Genomic DNA, 15,792 nt, shown 5'->3' with positions numbered 1-15,792 from the left:
CTGGAACGGCGCGTTGCAACAAATGTGGGAGCGGGCTTGCCCCGCGAAGCGCCGCGCGGGCGGCGCTCGATCTCAAGGGCGCTAAAGATCCCAAGGCAAGCGCTTCGCGAAGCGCCGCGCGGGCGGCGCTCGATCTACGCCCCACCACAACACTCAAGGCATGCGCCCCAATCAAGGCATGCGCCTCAACCCACCCTCACCCCTCAAAACCAGCGATCGTTCTTCTTCCGCCCACGGGTCAACGCCGGCAGGATCAACCCCATCAACAGCCCCGCACCGGCGATGCTGCCGCCGTACACCATGTAGCGCATCATCACCTGCTTGTTCTCGTCGCCCAGGCGCGCCTGGGTGTCGCGCAGGGTCGACTGGGTCTGGTCGAGCTGTTCGTTGAGCGCCTTGTTGCGCGCTTCCAGTTCGTCAACCAGCTGTTTGCGTGAGTCGAGGGTTTCCTGCATGCCCTGCACGCGGTTCTTCCAGCTGTCGTCGATGGTCTTGAGCTGCCCGGACAACTCTGCCACCTGGGCATCGAGCTGCGGCAGCCGTTCGTTCTGGCCGGGCACCGCTTGCAGGTCGCTGGAGAGGATCCATACCAGGTCGCCGTTCTGCCCGCGTACCTGGCTGTAGTTGCCCTGGCTGCCGACCAGGGTGAGCTTCTGCCCCGACTTGAGGGTGCCAACGATGCGGTGGCCATCGGTCGGGCCGCTGCGCACATAGGTGCTCAGGCTGTCACTGACCCAGCGCGCATCGCTGGCCGGCTCTTCGGCATGCACGGGGGCGGCGAGGGCCACCAGGGCGGCGATCAGGCTGCCGCGCAGGGCAGGGAGGGCGAGGGAGGCTGGGCGGGATTCAGGCATGTGGGGTCTTCGCTGCAACGGGGAAAATAGGCCCCCGACGGTGGATCGTGGGGAGGCCGGCGAACCGGTCGGTTAATTGACCGTCAGCGAAAGACCGCATTTTTGTAAGCAGGTTCACTGCTTGGTATAGGAATTGTCTGCAGGATGTTGCAAATGACGGGCTAGCGATGTCTAAACCGGACTCTCGCGGGCAAGCCCGCGCAGAGCCCGCTATTGCTCAACTTTCAGGCTGGGGAATGATGGCCAGCGCATCCGGCTCCGGCCCGGCCTTCCAGCGGGCCTTCTCGCTCCAGTTGGCAGTATCGATCACCGCCACCTGGTCACCGCCGCTGATCGCCACGTACGCCCGCTTGCCATCCGGCGACACCACCGCGCCGATCGGCAACGCCTCGGCACCCAGCAAGGTCTCGCGGTATTCGGCGCCTGCCTGCGCCAGGCCTATGCGCTTGATCTCACGCTTGGCCGCCACGTCGATGACGGCCAGTTCCGCCGACTTGGCGCAGGAAACCAGCGCGTACTTGCCATCAGGTGTCATGGCAATGCGGATCGGGAAGCGGCCGGTACGAATACGGTCAGTGACCTCCAGGCGTTCGGCGTCGACGATCACCACCTCATCGTCGTCATGGTTACTGACCCACACCTGAGTGCCGGTTGGGGCCACGGCAATACCTTCGCTGCCGTTGCCGGTAGGGATGTCAGCGATCTTTTTCTTGTGCAGCAGGTCGACCACCGACAGCGTGCCTGAACCCATATGGGTGACATAGGCGCGGTCGGCACCGGGAGACAGCGCGACCATGTGCGGCTTGCCACCACCGACGTCGATACGGTCCAGCACCTTGCCTTGGGCCAGATCGACGATCAGCAGGCGTTCGCTGTCCTCGGTGGTCACCACTACCCGTTGGCTATCCGGTAGAAAACGGATGCCGTGGGGGCGCGAGTCCTTGCCCAGGTCGATGGTGCGCACCACCGCGCGCGACGGCCAGTCGATCACGCTCAGGCTGTTGTTGGCCGTGCCTTGCACGCCATAGTTGCCGACCACCGCCAGCTGGCCATTGCCAGCCACCACCACTTCATGCGGGCCGGTGCCGACTGGCAAGCGTGCCAGCTCCTTGCCGTTGCTGATATCCAGTGCCGAAACGCTGGCGTCGGCCTTGTTGCCCACCAGCAGCACATCGGCGGCCAGCGCCGGTGCGGTGCAAGCCAGCAGTGCGCTGGCCAGGGCCAGGCGGCGGATGTGCGGGATCATCGGGTTGTGAGGGAAGGGCATGTGCAGTCTCCTTGGGTTTGCAGTCCATGTTGCATGCTCAAGGCTGTGACCGGGCCTGGCCTCAGGCGTTTAGATTTTTTTCCCGTGACCGGTGCCAGGCCCCAGGTTTGGCTGCACCATTTGTTGATACAGACCCTAGGGCGCCGCAAGGAAGGTACGCGCCATGCAGTCCTTGCAATTGACGATGGTCTCTTTCGGGCCGTGCTGTACATGCACCAGGCCCGAGCCGCAGTGTGTGCAAAAGCGATTACCTGCGCTGGTCGTGGTGCTCGCCCTGGCCCGCGGCAACTGCTCGATGTACTCGCCAATCTTGCGCCGCATACCGTGATCATCCTGTTTCAGCAACACGTCGAACAACACCCGGTTCAAACTACAGCGCGGGGTGTTGCTGTCGTAGTTGCACGGGTTGAACTGCCACTGTTCCCTGACAGCCCGTTCAGCCATGGCCAGCATGTTCCCGGGGATGGTATTGCTGGCATGAAGGCGGGTGACGCGGCTGCGCGCAATGAATGCCAGCGCGCCGCGCACTGCGGTGTTGGCAAGTGACTTGATAGAGTGCAGCGCATGCATCCCAAGCAGTTGAGTGGCGACCTCCGTGGCCTTTTTTCTGGCTTCGAAAGGCAGGCCATGCTCGGCACAGCGTGCGGCGATGAACGCGCAGACTTCTTCTACCGACAGCGTCTTGATGAGCTCGGCCAGCGCGTCGCGCCATTGCGGTTGCGGGCCGCTGGACAATGCCTCGTGCAGGGCCCGATACAGTGATGACAGGCTTGCACGTTGCCGGCCCTCCAGGCTGACATTGGCGACCCAGTACACCTTGTCGCGCCAGGCCTTGGGTGTGGGGTCGTCACTGAAGGCATCCTGCGGTGAATCGGGGTCGGCCAGCAGGATCAGGTCTTCGTGCAACGCCTGCAGGATTGCCGCGTCCATGGCGGCGCAAGGGCTGACCCGCGCGTCACCGGTGGGTTGCTCGGCCGGGATCAGGCGGCCGCGCTGACTATCCATGCGCACTTCGAGCATGGCCATCAGTTGCAGCTTGCAGGTAATGGACAAGCTGTGAAGGGGTACAGGGTCCCGCTTGGTCAGGCACCAGTGCTCCCGGATGCGCTTGCGCTGCTGCGCCTGCTGCTCAAGCCGCGCCTGCTGACGCGCCTGCAGGCAGGGCGGGCACGCGCAGTCACGCCGCCAGCGGGCACGCCCGGGAAAGTAATGGCGATGTGCGCAGGTTTTGCAGAAGGCCATGTTGTCCTGGCGGCTGGACGCGGTCTTGCTTTTGCGCCGCTCGTACAGGCTTGCGTGGCAGTAAGGGCAGCACAGGGTTGCGCAAGGCACCGGCGGGAACGCCTTGATCAGGCTGCTGGGCGGCAGGTCGATGGCGTAGCGCTCGAGCAGCTGCGCAATTTTCTCTCCACCGATGTACTCGCTGTACAGCGTTTCGACCTGTTCAGCGGTGAGGTGCTGCAGTTTTGCTTCGAAATCCGACAAAGCTGAATCTCCCTGAGTAAAGTCGGTAATGACGCACTCCAGGCATCATCGTGCTTGTCAGATAGCCCTGTGAAGTTGGCAGCGGCTGGATAATTCTCTGTTGCGTGTAGTCCTTTTCTGATTAGTGCCAACCCCTGCACTGTTGGCCATTGACGCCAGGCGACGAAGCGTGGGTAACCGCCACCGTCAGCCGAGGGCGAGGGGCTAGACTCAAGGTTCCCTGCTCACCCCTGGAGCCTTGCCATGACTGCCAAGAACACGATCTGCCTGTGGTTCGACCATGATGCGCAGGCCGCGGCCAACTTCTACGCCAGCACCTTCCCGGACAGCCAGGTGGTGGCGGTGCACCAGGCACCCAGTGACTACCCGTCGGGCAAGGCGGGTGATGTGATCACCGTGGAGTTCACCGTGATGGGCATCCCTTGTGTAGGCCTCAATGGCGGCAAGGCGTTTACCCATTCGGAGGCGTTTTCGTTCCAGGTGAGTACCGAAGACCAGGCCGAAACTGACCGTCTTTGGCAGGCCATCGTCAGCAACGGTGGCCAGGAGAGCGTCTGCGGCTGGTGCAAGGACAAGTGGGGGATCTCCTGGCAGATCTGCCCGCGGATCCTCATCGAAGCGCTTGGTAACCCAGACCGGGCCGCCGCCAAGCGGGCGTTCGACGCGATGATGGACATGGGCAAAATCGATGTGGCCGCGATCGAGGCGGCGTTGCGCGGCTGAAGCAGGCTATGCCTGGGTCAGCCGAATGATCTGCCGGGCACAGAACGCGCCGGTCAGGATCACGCCAAACAGGCGCAACGTCTGCATCGCCAGCACCAGGCCGACATCGGCGTGGGTTTCAACCGCGATGATCGCCATGGCATCCAGCCCACCCGGGCTGGTTGCCAGGTACATCGACAGGAAGTCCGTGCCCATCGCCAAGGCCAGCACCCAGGCACAGGCCGCGCACAACACGATCAATACCACCGCCCCGGCAATCATGGTCGGCAGGCGCTTGCACACATAGCGCACGGTCTGGCGGTCGAAGCGCAGGCCGATGTAGCAGCCGATGGCGCCGTAGGCGAGGGCCAGCAGCGGCTCTGGCAGGTTGATGGTCAGCAACCCGCTCAGCTGTAGCGCGCCGCCAAGCAGCAGCGGCATCAACAGGGCGCCTGCGGGCATGCGGCTACCGGCCAGTACGCCAACCGACACCACCCCAAGGCTGAGCAATATGTCGAGCACGTGCGCGCCTGCCACCCCCGCTGGCGCGCTGGCCGCAGCGCCAGCGCCCGGTGTGGCGCCGAGCAGGTGGCTGACCAGCGAGCCGATCATCACCACGCACACCACCCGCACATACTGCATGGTCGCCACCACCCTGGCGTCAGCGCCGTTTTCCTCGGCCATCGACACCATGGCCGAGGCCGCGCCCGGGGCAGTGCCCCAGGCGGCGGTGCTGCCGGGAATGCCGCCGAAACGCACGGTGCCGAGGCCGACGAGAGCGCTCAGGGCAACGGTGATGAAGGTGGCCACCAGCATCAGGTGCCAGGACTGCGCCATTGACACCAGCACGGCCCAGCTCACCGAGTGGGCGACCAACAGGCCGACGCAGCCCTGGCCGAAGCGGAACACCTGGCGGTGCAGGTTCAGGCGCGCACCGGAAACAGCAAACACGATGGCCACCAGCATGGGGCCGAGGAACAACCCGGCCGGTACGGCCAGGGCATGCAGGAACTGGCCGAAGGCACCGGCGCAGGTCAGTAAAGCGAGCCATTGGAAGAGGGTTCTGGAAGAGCCTGAAAGGGCGGTTTGCAACGGCGATACTCCTTGCGCAGCGATAACGCGGGCTGGCAGCGCCAGCGCAGAAAATTATCGACGCAGCAATCGATCAAGTCTATTTTCTACTTTTGATGAATCCATAACTGAAATTCATGAATCATGGACCTGCGCGACCTCACCTATTTTGAAACCATCGCTGAGCTCGGCCATTTGGGCCGCGCTGCAGAGAAGCTCAACCGCAGCCAGCCGGCACTGACCAAGAGCATTCAACGGCTTGAGGAATCGTTGGGCACACGCCTGTTCCAGCGCGATGGCCGGCGCATCAAGCTCACCGATGTCGGCAAGCTGCTGCTGGCGCGTGGCAAGCAACTGCAGTTGAACATTGCCGAAACCGAACGCGAGGTGCGCGACTTCGCCAGCGGGCTGGTGGGCAATATCCGCCTGGGCTGCGCGGCGAGCATGGCCGACCACTTGCTGCCTCACCTTACCGCCGCGTTGCTGGAGCGCGCGCCGGAGGTGACCTTGAAGCTGTCCATCGCCCAGGACGATGTGCTCAAGGAGTCGCTGCGGGCTGGGCGGTTGGATGTGATCATCTCGCCACAGATTGCCGTCGACCCGGAGTTCACCACCTACCCGATCCTCGAAGATGAGGCGATCGTGGTGGCCAGTGCCGAGCACCCGGTGTTCGCCGGCCCCATCGCACTGGAGGACCTCTGCCATTACCGCTGGGTGCTGGCCGGGCCGACGGTGACTGCCCGGCGCTGGCTCGACAATGTGTTCATCGCCCATCAGCTGCCGGCGCCCCAGGTGCAGATCGAGACCAATGCGATTTCGCTGTTGCCGCGGCTGATCGCCCGCACCCAGTTGCTCAGTTTTGCCGCGCGGGAAACCCTGGAGCATGGGTTGGGGATGTCGTGGTTGCGCGAGGTGCCGCTGAAGGCGACCACCATGCGCCGGACCGTGGCGGTTTCGGTGCGTACCGATGGCTACCTGTCGCCTGCGGCGGGGGCATTGGTGGCATTGCTCAAAGACAAGGGCAGCAGCTTTTTCGAGCGCGATTGAGCTAGCGCCCGCGCCGCCGCGAGACACGCGCCTCGATGTTCTTGCGGCCGATCAACAGTGGCGGTTTCTCCACCACCGGCTCGTCGGCCAGCCACTTGTACATCACCAGGCAGTCCACCAGGCCCAGGCGGGCGTGGCGGTAGGCCTTGGGCAGGCGGCCGACGGTCTCGAAGCCCAGCTTGTGCCAAAGGGCCACGGCCACTTCGTTGCTGGCCACCACCGAGTTGAACTGAAGCGCCAGAAAGCCCTCCTGGCGCGCCAGTTTCTGCGAGTGCTCGCACATCAGCCGGGCAACGCCACGGCCACGGGCAGCTTCGCAGACCATGTAGCCGCAGTTGCCGACGTGTGCGCCGGGGCCTGCGGCGTTGGCCTTGAGGTAGTACGAGCCCAGCAGTTCGCCGTCTTGTTCGGCCACCAGCGTGCGCAGGGGCAGCTCCAGCCACAATTGGCGTGCCTGTTCGAGGCTCAGAGCTGGGTCGAAGGCGTAGGTTTCGCGGGCCTGGACAACGGCTTGGAAGGTGGGCCAGAAACGCTCGAAGTCGGCGGGCGTCATGGGGCGAATGTGGATCATGGCGGTACCTGCAATGGCTAGGGCGCCAAGTCTGGGTGGCGCGGCGCCGTCGCGCAAGGGTAACGACGCCGCGTTGGCTTAGCTGTTGGCCTTGCCGACGGCATCCATGGCGCGGGCCGAATAGACCAGCGCGGCACCCGCGTTCATCGCCACCGCCACACCCAGGGCTTCGGCGATTTCTTCGCGGGTGGCACCTTGCTTGACCGCCTGCTGCGAATGCACGGCGATGCAGCCGTCACAACGGGTGGTGACGGCCACGGCGAGGGAGATCAGTTCGCGGGTCTTGGCGTCCAGGTGGTTGGTCTTGGCACCGGCGCCGCTGGCGGTCATGTAGCCGGCCACGGTGTCGGGGGACAACTGCTTGAGATCACCGATGCCCGACATTAGCTGCTTACGGTAGGCATCCCAGTCCATCATGCTCATCGTCTTCACCTTGGGGGAGGTTGCGAGTGGAGCTATCAGGCTAGTTGAATATGTGGGGAAGGGTGATGGGCTTGTCTTGAGATCTTCAGGGGTTATGAGATCGAGCGCCGCCCGCGCGGCGCATCGCGAAGCGCTTGCCTTGAGATCTTCAGCGCCCTTGAGATCGAGCGCCGCCCGCGCGGCGCTTCGCGGGGCAAGCCCGCTCCCACATTTGTTGCAACGTGCCATGGCCTGATAGGCCATAGTTGCCAGCCTTGATGGCATGAACCAATTTTTCGGCTGGTGCTGCCGGCGCCCCACCTGTCTTCAGCAATGCGCCAAGGCGGACAACCATGGCCTGTCTGGAATGGCGCGTTGCAACAAATGTGGGAGCGGGCTTGCCCCGCGAAGCGCCGCGTGGGCGGCGCTCGATCTCAAGGGCGCTGAAGATTACAAGGCAAGCGCTTGGCGAAGCGTCGCGCGGGCGGCGCTCAATCCCACAGCCGCCATCAACCGCCCGACATGCTCAGATATAAACAAACACCAGCACCAGCGCCGCCACCACCAGCCACTTCTCCAGGTAGTAACGCATGCGGTTGCGCTTCTTCAGCGCCTTGCCACGTTCACGGATCTTGTAGATGCGGGTGAACAGGCGGTTGATGCCGCCGGTCTTGTCGTTGGCGTTGTTCGGCGCGGCCGCTGCGGCCATCACATTGCGGCTGAACCAACGATTGAACGCGGTGGCCCAACGGTACTTCAGCGGGCGCTCGATGTCGCAGAACAGAATGATGCGGTTATGTTCCGTGGTGTTGGCCGCGTAGTGGATGTAGGTCTCGTCGAACACCACCGCTTCACCGTCGCGCCAGGCGTATTTCTCGCCGTCCACGTCGATGTAGCAGCCATCGTCGTTCGGCGTGTCCAGGCCCAGGTGGTAGCGGTAGGAGCCGGCATACGGGTCGCGGTGGCGTACCAGCTTGGCCCCTGGCGGCAGGGTGGCGAACATCGCTGCCTTGACGGTGCCGATGCCTTGCAGCAGTTCGGTGGTGCGTGGGCACAGGTTCATCGCCGACGGGTGGCTCTCGCCGTACCACTTCAGGTAAAAGCGCTTCCAGCCGGTCTTGAAGAACGAGTTGAAGCCTACGTCGTCGTAGTTTTCCGACTTCTTGATCTCGCCCACATGCAGCAACTGCTGGGCTTCCTGGCGGATTTCCTGCCAGTGGTCCTTCAGTGGCTGCAGCTCAGGGAAGGCCTCGACCGGCAGGTAGGGCTTGGCCGGGTGCCGGGAGAACAGGTAAAGGAAACTGTTGACCGGGGCCAGGAAACTGGAGTGGTCACCCAGCTGGCGAGTCAGCTTGTGACGTACCCGACCGCGCAGGTGAACATAGGCGATCGAGAGGGCGAAGATCAGTACGAGTGCAATTTTCATGGACGATTACTTGTCGAAAAAATGGCCATGCGCCATGGCATAAGCCCGCCAGCATAAACAATCATTGGGGTAGTTTGTACATATTGTTACGTGAATTCCGGGCGACTTAGGTGTAATGCCCTGCAGACTGCGCAAACGTTTAAGGTCAAGGAGCACCTATGGTTCAGGATATCCGCCCCAGTGGCGCCCCCTTCAAACGGCTGTTTTTTGCGTTGCCCGTGGCGGACGCCCAGCGCCGTGCTATCGCCCAGTGGCGGCGTGGCCTTGAGCTGCGCAGCGGCAAGCCGGTGCCCAATGAAAACTTTCACCTGACCTTGCTGTTTCTCGGTGATGTGGATGCGGCGCAAGTGCCGGCGATCTGCGCCGCGGTAGACAACCTGGCGCGCCCGGATGCGCCGCTGCGCCTGCTGCTGGACCAGCTCAAGGCCTGGCCGCGCGCCAATGTGCTGGTGCTGGAGCCGCAGGATACGCCGGCGGCGCTGCGCCAACTGGTGTATGGGCTGCAGCAGGCGCTGCTGCCCATGGGGGTTGCCGAGCAGGCCCGTGAGTACCGGCCACATCTGACCTTGTCTCGGGAGTTCCGCGGCCAGGCGCCTGAGGCCCTCGTGGCGCCAGACTTCTTCGTGACCGCCCGGCAGTTCACGCTTTATGAATCACGCAAGGGCCAGTACTGGCCACTGGCGCAGTGGCCGCTGGGGGCATGAGGCGGGTCAGAACTGCGGCGTGTACTTGACCGTGAACATGAAGTTGCGCGGCTCGCCGTAGTTGTTGCTGCCGTTGAGCTGGTTGAAACCGGCCACCCAGTACTTCTTGTCGAACAGGTTGTTGCCGTTCACCGCCAGGCTGACTTCAGGCGTCAGCTGGTAGGCCAGGCGCGCGCTCCACACGGTGTAACCGGGCACGGTATAGGAGCGCTCGTAGCCCAGGGTGTGGCTTTGGGTAGTGAAGCCAAGGCCGGTGCTCCAGCGCTGGCCGTCCAGCGGCAGGGTGTAGTCGGCCCAGGCGCGCAGCATGTGCTTGGGTGTCCATTGGCTGAATACCCGGCCTTCCTCATCCGGGTCGTCGAGGAACTTGGTGGTGTTGTAGGTGTAGCCGGCAAACAGCTGCAGGCCGCTGAGCACTTCGCCACTGATCTCGGCCTCGATGCCCTGGCTGCGCACCTTGCCCGCTGCGGTAGAGCAGTACCAGTCGTCACAGGCAAAGCCTGAGGCCACGTCGGTAACCGCGCGGTTTTCCTGATCGTAGCGGAACACCGCCAGCGAGGCGTTGACCCGCCCGTCGAACAGCTCGCCTTTCAGGCCCGTCTCGTAGTTGCTGCCGATCACCGGCTTGAGCGGCACGTTGTTGACGGCGCGTTCGGTCTGCGGCACGAAGACATCAGTGTAGCTGGCGTACCACGCCCACTCGCGGGTCAGGTCGTAGACGAAACCGGCATAGGGCGTGACCTCGCCCGACTCGGTCATGCGGCTGGTGGGGTAGCGGTTACCCGGGTCAGTGCGGCTGTTGAAGTCGATCGAGTCCCAGCTGTAGTCGAACCAGCTGACGCGCGAACCGACGATCAGCGTCAGGTCTTCGATGGGCTTGACCCGCCACACCCCATACAGGCCTTTTTGGCGAATGTCGTAGCTGGCCCGGTTGGCGCGGGCGAGTTCGCCGTCGAACATGCTGTCACGGCTGGGCTCGGGGCGGTTGTGGTCGATGTCGAAGATGTTGTCGTCGGAGGCATCGAAGTTGCGCCAGTAGGCGTCGTCCGAGGTCAGCTTGGAGTAGTTGCCGCCTACGGTGATTTCGTGGGCCACGGAGCCTGTGTCGAAGTGGCCTGTCACGTTCATGTCCAGGCCCAGCTTGGTGTTGTGAAAGTCGGTGATCCAATCGGCGTAGGTGATGCCGCTGCCGTCAGGCTCCACGCCCTGGCCGGTGGTCTGCACACGCTGGTGCGTGGAGGTGTTGGTTTCGTCCATGCGCACGGCGGCGGCCTTGAACGCCCAGTCGTCGTTGAAACGGTGCTCCAGGTCCAGGTAGTAGGTGGTGACCTCGTTTTCTGCCCGGCTCCAGCGGGCGCCGGTGTAGGTTGACCGCGGCAGGTCGATAGGCTTGCCGTCGGCGTAGCGGGGCAGGCCACGCAGCATCGGCCGCGACTGCTGGCGGTTGTAGCTGATGCCAGCGCCAACGGTGGTGGCGTCGGTCAGGTCGATATCCAGCGCACCGTACAGGGAGTGGGACTTGCCCCATTGGTAGTCGATGAAGCTGTCGCTCTGGTCTTCGTCTGCCACCACCCGGCCGCGCACGCGACCGTCTTCGGTCAAGGGGCCGCCGGCGTCCAGTTGCAGGCCATAGTGGTCCCAACTGCCGGCCTTGCCGGTGACGGTGACGGTCGGGGTGGCTTGGCCGCGCTTGCGCACCAGGTTGATCGCGCCGCCCGGGCTGCCGGTGCCCTGCAGCAAGCCCGAAGCACCACGCAGCACCTCCACGCGGTCGAAGAACACCAGGTCCTGGGTAGCCCAGTTGCCCAGCGAGTAGTTGTTGCGTGGGATCGGCACGCCGTCGTACTGCCAGTCGTCGATCTGAAACCCGCGTGAGGTCACCACCACGCCCGGCCCGATACCTTGGGCGCCGACGATGCCGGTGGTGTGGTTGAGCGCGTCCTGCAGGTCGGTGATGCCTTGGTCGTCCAGCTGTTTGCGGGTAATCACCGTGATCGACTGGGGGATTTCCTTGAGCGTGTGGGTACCTTTGCCCAGGGTAACCGCGCGTGCGGCGTACGAGCCGGTGCCCTCGCTGGTGGCATCCAGGTAGGCGTCGGTGATGCTGGTGCTCCCCAGCTCCAGCGCATCACCGCTCTGGGTGGCCGGGGCCACACTGAAATGCCCGCTGCCGGTGACCCGCAACTGCAGGCCACTGCCGGCCAGGGCTGCCTGCATGGCTTGCTCGGCGCTCATCTGGCCGACCACGGCCGGGGCTTGCTTGCCGCGCACCAGCGCAGGTTCCAGGGCGATGATGGTGCCGCTCTGGCTGGCAATGCGGTTGAGCGTTGCCGCAAGGCTTGCCGGCGGCAGGTTGAACGCCAGGGTTGGCGCCTGGGCGAGGGCGTTGAAGCTGGTCAGGGCGGCGACCAGGGGCAGGGCGCGGGGCCAGAGGTTGTGCACGGAGTTCTCCCGATTGTATTGGCTTGTCAGGAGATAGGTGGAACGAGAAATGAAAACCGGACACGCTTGCGAATGATTTTCATGATTTTGTTCGTTGCGGGTGGGCTGGGCCGATCAAGGTCAGCCACGGGCCGTAGTGTTCAATGCTGATCGGCAGGGTTTCCGCCAGTGCTTGCAGCGCCTCGCGGGGCTGATCGAGCGGGAACACGCCTTGCACCCGCAGGGCACGGATGGCAGGGGCCACACGCACGTAGCCACGCTGGTACGGGCGCAGGGCATCGATCACAGCGTGCAGCGGTTCGTCGAGCACTTCCAGGCGCCCATCTACCCAGGCGGCCCGCTGCTGTTGGTCGTCGTTCAGCGGCTCAATGGCATTGCTGCGCAGCAACGCGGCCTGGCCCTGCTGCAGGTCTAGCCAGCGGCCATCGGGCAGGCTGGTGCGCACGCTGTGTTCCAGCACCACGACACGCGTGGCGGTGTGCTCCTGGCTGACCAGAAAACGCGTGCCCAACGCCTGAACCTGGCCCTGGGCCGTGCGCACCCGCAACGGGCGGCGAGGGTCGGCGGCCACCTGGATCAGCAATTCGCCACGGCGCAGCACCAGCAGGCGTTGCCCGGCATCGAAGTGCAGGTCGACGGCACTGGCGCTGTTTAGGCTCAGGCGGCTGCCGTCGGCCAGGGTGAAAGTGCGCCGTTCGCCACTGCCGGTGTGCAGGTCGGCCCGCCAGTTTTGCGCGGTGTCACTGCGCCAGGCGCCCCACAACGCGCCACCGAACAGGCCAACGCTGGCCAGCGCGGCGAGCACTTCACGGCGCGAGTGGGTAGGTTGCAGTAACACCTGGCGCGCTTCGGCGGCCTGGCCGGGGGCACGCTGCTCCAGCGCGCGCAAGGTGGCGAGCGGGCGGCCAAGGCGGCGCTGCAGGCGCTCCCAGGCCTGCTGGTGGGCGGGGTCTTGCTGCAGCCAGTGCGCCAGGCGCTGCAGCAGGGCGTCGTCAGGTGTGCGGGCGTTGACTGCCACCATCCAGTCGATGGCCTGTTCGCTGATCGCATCCAGCGGCCGGCTGCTCATGGCTGCACCTCGCACAGGTAGCACTGGCGCAGGGCCTGCTTCATGTAGCGGCTGACGGTGCGCTCGCTGATCTGCAGCTTGCTGGCGATGTCGACATAGCTCATGCCGTCCAGCTGGCTGTACAGGAACGCCGCCTTGACGATGGCGGGCAGGCCGTCGAGCACTTGGTCGATGGTGACCAACGCCTCGATCAGCAGCAGTTGTTCTTCAGCCGAAGGGGCCACCGGTTCCGGCAGCTGCCCCAAGCGCTCGAGGTAAGCCTGTTCCAGCTGGCGCCGACGGTGGCGGTCGAAAATAAGCCGCCGGGCGATGGTCGACAAGTAGGCACGAGGTTGCTGGATGCTGTCGGGGTCGACACGGGCGCCGAGCATCTGGCAAAAGGCCTCGGCGGCGGTATCCTCGGCATCGGCGCGGTTGCGCAGGCGCTTGTGGATGTGTTGAAGCAGCCAACGGTGATGGTCGCTGAAGAAAAAGCCCAGCTTGCGGGTCGAAGTGCTGTCCAACGCCTGGCATCCAGTTGTGAGTGTGAATCGTTCTCAATATTAGCCGGGTCGCTGAATGACTCGCAATGGGGTGGCGCTGAACAGATGTTCCCTCAGACAGGCAAACTCTGATATGGCAGTTCATCCCCCGGGCTACGGGCAAACTGGCGCTTGTACTCGCGGCTGAACTGCGAGGTGCTCTGGTAACCCACCCGGTGCGCCGCCTGCGCCACCCCCAGGCCTTCGCCGATCAGCATCTGCTGGGCCTTTAGCAGGCGCAAGCGCTTGAGGTATTGCATCGGCGCCATGTCGGTACAACGCTTGAAGTGCTCGTGGAAGGTCGACACGCTCATGTTCGCGCACGCTGCCAGTGCTTCGACGCTCAGCGGCTCGCTGTAGTGTTCGCGCAGGTGGGCGAGAGCGGCGCCGATGCGGGCGAAGTGCCCCTGCTGCTCGACCAGTGCCCGCAGCACCCCGGCCTGTGGGCCACGCAGTGCCGTGTACAGCACCTCACGGACCCGCGCCGGCCCGAGCACCTTGGCGTCGACCGGGTCCTGCAGGCAGCGCAGCAGGCGCTCGACACTTTCGCGCATCGGCCCATCGAGCGCTGCCGAGGTCATCGACTGCGGCGTCTGCGCCTGCACTGCGGCGTCGGGTGCCAACTCCATGCTCTGCACCAGTTCACCCAGCACGCCACGGTCGATGTCCACCGCCACGCCCAGCAGCGGTTCTTCTGCGGTGGCAAAGGTTTCGCACATGAACGGTACCGACAGCGCTTGCACCAGATAATGCCCGGCACCGTACTCCAGGGTGCGTGGCCCCAGGCGCGCTAGCTTGCTGCCCTGGGCCAGGATCATCAGGCTCGGCTCGTAGATCTGCGGGCTGCTGGCCACGTAATGGTCCCAGCTCAACACTTGCACCTGTGGCAGGTGCGTGGGCACGAAGCCCGGGCGGCTGGCGAGGCTGCGAATAAGGGTGCACAACGGGGCGTTGGCGTCGACGTGGCGGGTTAGCTGCATGATGAACCAGGGCAGAGAATCAGACAGTTGCATCATCGCAGATTGGCAGGCCAGCGCCAGGTGGCGAATGAGAGGTTCGGAGAATCAGGCATGCATGCCGGAGAATCTGCCGTGGGCACCGCAGGCGAGGGCGCGCACAATGCGTCGCCTGAATCGTTTCACTTCCCCATGAGGTCCCGCATGTATACCGCCATCGGTTACGCCGCCCAAACCCCGACCAGCCCCCTGGCCCCCATGACGTTCGAGCGCCGCAGCCCGCGCCCGGACGACGTCGCCATCGAGATCCTCTACTGCGGCGTGTGCCACTCCGACATTCACCAGGCCCGCAACGAGTGGGGCATTGCCGTTTACCCGCTGATGCCTGGCCACGAAATCATCGGCCGCGTAACCGCGGTGGGCGACAAGGTGTCGGCGCACAAGGTCGGCGACCTGGTCGGTGTCGGCTGCATGGTCGATTCGTGCCGCCATTGCGAGGCGTGCGCCAAGGACCTGGAGCAGTACTGCCTGGAAGGCCCGACCATGACCTACGCCACCCCGGACCGGGTCGACGGCAGCAACACCATGGGCGGGTACTCCAGCAGCATCGTGGTCAGCGAGCACTTCGTGGTGCGCATCCCGGCCGGCATGGACCTGCCTAGCGCTGCGCCCATCCTCTGCGCCGGCATCACCACCTATTCGCCGCTCAAGCACCATGGCGTCGGCCCCGGCCACAAGGTCGGCATTCTCGGCATGGGCGGCCTGGGCCACATGGGCATCAAGCTGGCCAAGGCGCTGGGCGCCGAGGTGACCCTGTTCACCCGCTCCCAGGCCAAGGCCGACGAAGCCCGCCGCCAAGGTGCGGACCACGTGATCGTCTCCACCGATGCCGAGCAGATGCGCGCCGCCGCCGGGCGCTTTGACTTCCTGCTCGACACCATCCCGGTGCAGCACGACCTCAACCCGTACCTGGAAACGCTGAAGTTCGACGGCGTGCACATTCTGGTGGGCCTGATCGAGCCGATCGACCCGGCGGTGCATGCAGCCAACCTGGTAATGAAGCGCCGAGTACTGGCCGGTTCGTTGATCGGCGGCATCGCCGAGACCCAGGAAGTACTGGATTTCTGTGCCGAGCACGACATCCGTTGCGACATCGAGATGCTGGATATCCGCAACATCAACCAGGCGTATGAGCGGATGATCGCGGGCGATGTGAAGTACCGCTTCGTGATCGACATGGCCACGCTGCAGGGCTGATTCGGGCGTTTGGCTGGG

15 protein-coding genes are annotated in these 15,792 nt (G+C 64.5%); 4 read left to right on the top strand and 11 right to left on the bottom strand.

All coding sequences use genetic code 11. The annotated features are described in order from the left end of the window. Nucleotides 1-203 precede the first annotated feature (203 nt). The 3 genes from ACFY68_RS25540 to ACFY68_RS25530 form a co-directional block, all read right to left on the bottom strand. Nucleotides 204-854 carry a TIGR04211 family SH3 domain-containing protein gene (locus tag ACFY68_RS25540; RefSeq protein ID WP_387533286.1) on the bottom strand — a complete coding sequence of 217 codons (651 nt, stop codon included), beginning with the start codon at nt 852-854 and terminating at the stop codon, nt 204-206. Between the two features lie 217 nt (nt 855-1,071). Then, nucleotides 1,072-2,121, bottom strand: a complete 1,050-nt coding sequence (locus ACFY68_RS25535; protein WP_346612364.1) for a cytochrome D1 domain-containing protein — start codon at nt 2,119-2,121, stop codon at nt 1,072-1,074. Nucleotides 2,122-2,256: 135 nt separating this feature from the next. After that, nucleotides 2,257-3,606 (bottom strand): hypothetical protein, encoded by a 1,350-nt coding sequence (locus ACFY68_RS25530; protein WP_387533282.1) that lies wholly within the window; start codon nt 3,604-3,606, stop codon nt 2,257-2,259. 243 nt (nt 3,607-3,849) lie between these two features. On the opposite strand from ACFY68_RS25530, the gene ACFY68_RS25525 reads away from it, so the two are divergent. Continuing rightward, on the top strand, nt 3,850-4,329 hold the full coding sequence (locus tag ACFY68_RS25525; RefSeq protein WP_387533279.1) for a VOC family protein: 480 nt from the start codon (nt 3,850-3,852) through the stop codon (nt 4,327-4,329). 6 nt (nt 4,330-4,335) lie between these two features. Here the strand turns inward: ACFY68_RS25525 and ACFY68_RS25520 are convergent, their stop codons facing one another. Beyond that, nucleotides 4,336-5,400, bottom strand: coding sequence for an AbrB family transcriptional regulator (locus ACFY68_RS25520; protein WP_387533276.1), 1,065 nt, complete (start codon nt 5,398-5,400; stop codon nt 4,336-4,338). A 123-nt stretch (nt 5,401-5,523) separates the two neighbouring features. On the opposite strand from ACFY68_RS25520, the gene ACFY68_RS25515 reads away from it, so the two are divergent. Next, a complete protein-coding gene (locus ACFY68_RS25515) occupies nt 5,524-6,426 on the top strand; it encodes a LysR family transcriptional regulator (protein ID WP_387533273.1) in 903 nt (300 codons plus the stop codon). 1 nt (nt 6,427) lies between these two features. Here the strand turns inward: ACFY68_RS25515 and ACFY68_RS25510 are convergent, their stop codons facing one another. The 3 genes from ACFY68_RS25510 to lpxO form a co-directional block, all read right to left on the bottom strand. Further along, nucleotides 6,428-6,997 (bottom strand): GNAT family N-acetyltransferase, encoded by a 570-nt coding sequence (locus ACFY68_RS25510; protein WP_387533270.1) that lies wholly within the window; start codon nt 6,995-6,997, stop codon nt 6,428-6,430. A gap of 78 nt (nt 6,998-7,075) precedes the next feature. After that, nucleotides 7,076-7,420, bottom strand: a complete 345-nt coding sequence (locus tag ACFY68_RS25505) for a carboxymuconolactone decarboxylase family protein (RefSeq protein WP_387533267.1) — start codon at nt 7,418-7,420, stop codon at nt 7,076-7,078. A gap of 505 nt (nt 7,421-7,925) precedes the next feature. Then, the gene (gene lpxO, locus ACFY68_RS25500) at nt 7,926-8,825 is read right to left on the bottom strand and encodes a lipid A hydroxylase LpxO (protein WP_387533264.1); all 900 of its coding nucleotides are present in this window, start codon (nt 8,823-8,825) and stop codon (nt 7,926-7,928) included. A gap of 158 nt (nt 8,826-8,983) precedes the next feature. Between lpxO and thpR the strand changes: the two genes are divergently transcribed. After that, entirely contained in the window at nt 8,984-9,529 is a 546-nt protein-coding gene (gene thpR, locus ACFY68_RS25495; RefSeq protein ID WP_387533261.1) for an RNA 2',3'-cyclic phosphodiesterase, read from the top strand. 6 nt (nt 9,530-9,535) lie between these two features. Here the strand turns inward: thpR and ACFY68_RS25490 are convergent, their stop codons facing one another. The 4 genes from ACFY68_RS25490 to ACFY68_RS25475 form a co-directional block, all read right to left on the bottom strand. Next, the gene (locus ACFY68_RS25490; RefSeq protein ID WP_387533258.1) at nt 9,536-11,971 is read right to left on the bottom strand and encodes a TonB-dependent siderophore receptor; all 2,436 of its coding nucleotides are present in this window, start codon (nt 11,969-11,971) and stop codon (nt 9,536-9,538) included. A 79-nt stretch (nt 11,972-12,050) separates the two neighbouring features. Beyond that, complete coding sequence (locus ACFY68_RS25485; protein ID WP_387533255.1) at nt 12,051-13,040, bottom strand: FecR family protein; 990 nt, start codon at nt 13,038-13,040, stop codon at nt 12,051-12,053. Beyond that, complete coding sequence (locus ACFY68_RS25480; protein WP_346612375.1) at nt 13,037-13,543, bottom strand: sigma-70 family RNA polymerase sigma factor; 507 nt, start codon at nt 13,541-13,543, stop codon at nt 13,037-13,039. The genes ACFY68_RS25485 and ACFY68_RS25480 overlap by 4 nt, the downstream gene beginning before the upstream one ends. Nucleotides 13,544-13,635: 92 nt before the next feature. Then, nucleotides 13,636-14,541 carry an AraC family transcriptional regulator N-terminal domain-containing protein gene (locus ACFY68_RS25475; protein WP_387533252.1) on the bottom strand — a complete coding sequence of 302 codons (906 nt, stop codon included), beginning with the start codon at nt 14,539-14,541 and terminating at the stop codon, nt 13,636-13,638. 180 nt (nt 14,542-14,721) lie between these two features. On the opposite strand from ACFY68_RS25475, the gene calA reads away from it, so the two are divergent. Continuing rightward, nucleotides 14,722-15,774, top strand: coding sequence for a vanillin reductase (calA, locus tag ACFY68_RS25470; protein WP_346612377.1), 1,053 nt, complete (start codon nt 14,722-14,724; stop codon nt 15,772-15,774). Nucleotides 15,775-15,792 lie beyond the last annotated feature (18 nt).

The sequence above is a fragment of the Pseudomonas sp. NPDC012596 genome, from assembly GCF_042902325.1.
Classification (GTDB): Bacteria; Pseudomonadota; Gammaproteobacteria; order Pseudomonadales; family Pseudomonadaceae; genus Aquipseudomonas.
The sequence above is the reverse complement of the archived record's forward strand: the minus strand, read 5'-3'. Positions and strand labels throughout refer to the sequence as shown.

Coding starts and splice junctions, on each gene's coding strand:
- ACFY68_RS25540 (WP_387533286.1), bottom strand. CDS start 854: ATGCCTGAATCCCGCCCAGCCTCCCTCGCCCTCCCTGCCCTGCGCGGC.
- ACFY68_RS25535 (WP_346612364.1), bottom strand. CDS start 2,121: ATGCCCTTCCCTCACAACCCGATGATCCCGCACATCCGCCGCCTGGCC.
- ACFY68_RS25525 (WP_387533279.1), top strand. CDS start 3,850: ATGACTGCCAAGAACACGATCTGCCTGTGGTTCGACCATGATGCGCAG.
- ACFY68_RS25515 (WP_387533273.1), top strand. CDS start 5,524: ATGGACCTGCGCGACCTCACCTATTTTGAAACCATCGCTGAGCTCGGC.
- ACFY68_RS25510 (WP_387533270.1), bottom strand. CDS start 6,997: ATGATCCACATTCGCCCCATGACGCCCGCCGACTTCGAGCGTTTCTGG.
- ACFY68_RS25505 (WP_387533267.1), bottom strand. CDS start 7,420: ATGAGCATGATGGACTGGGATGCCTACCGTAAGCAGCTAATGTCGGGC.
- lpxO (WP_387533264.1), bottom strand. CDS start 8,825: ATGAAAATTGCACTCGTACTGATCTTCGCCCTCTCGATCGCCTATGTT.
- thpR (WP_387533261.1), top strand. CDS start 8,984: ATGGTTCAGGATATCCGCCCCAGTGGCGCCCCCTTCAAACGGCTGTTT.
- ACFY68_RS25485 (WP_387533255.1), bottom strand. CDS start 13,040: ATGAGCAGCCGGCCGCTGGATGCGATCAGCGAACAGGCCATCGACTGG.
- ACFY68_RS25475 (WP_387533252.1), bottom strand. CDS start 14,541: ATGCAGCTAACCCGCCACGTCGACGCCAACGCCCCGTTGTGCACCCTT.
- calA (WP_346612377.1), top strand. CDS start 14,722: ATGTATACCGCCATCGGTTACGCCGCCCAAACCCCGACCAGCCCCCTG.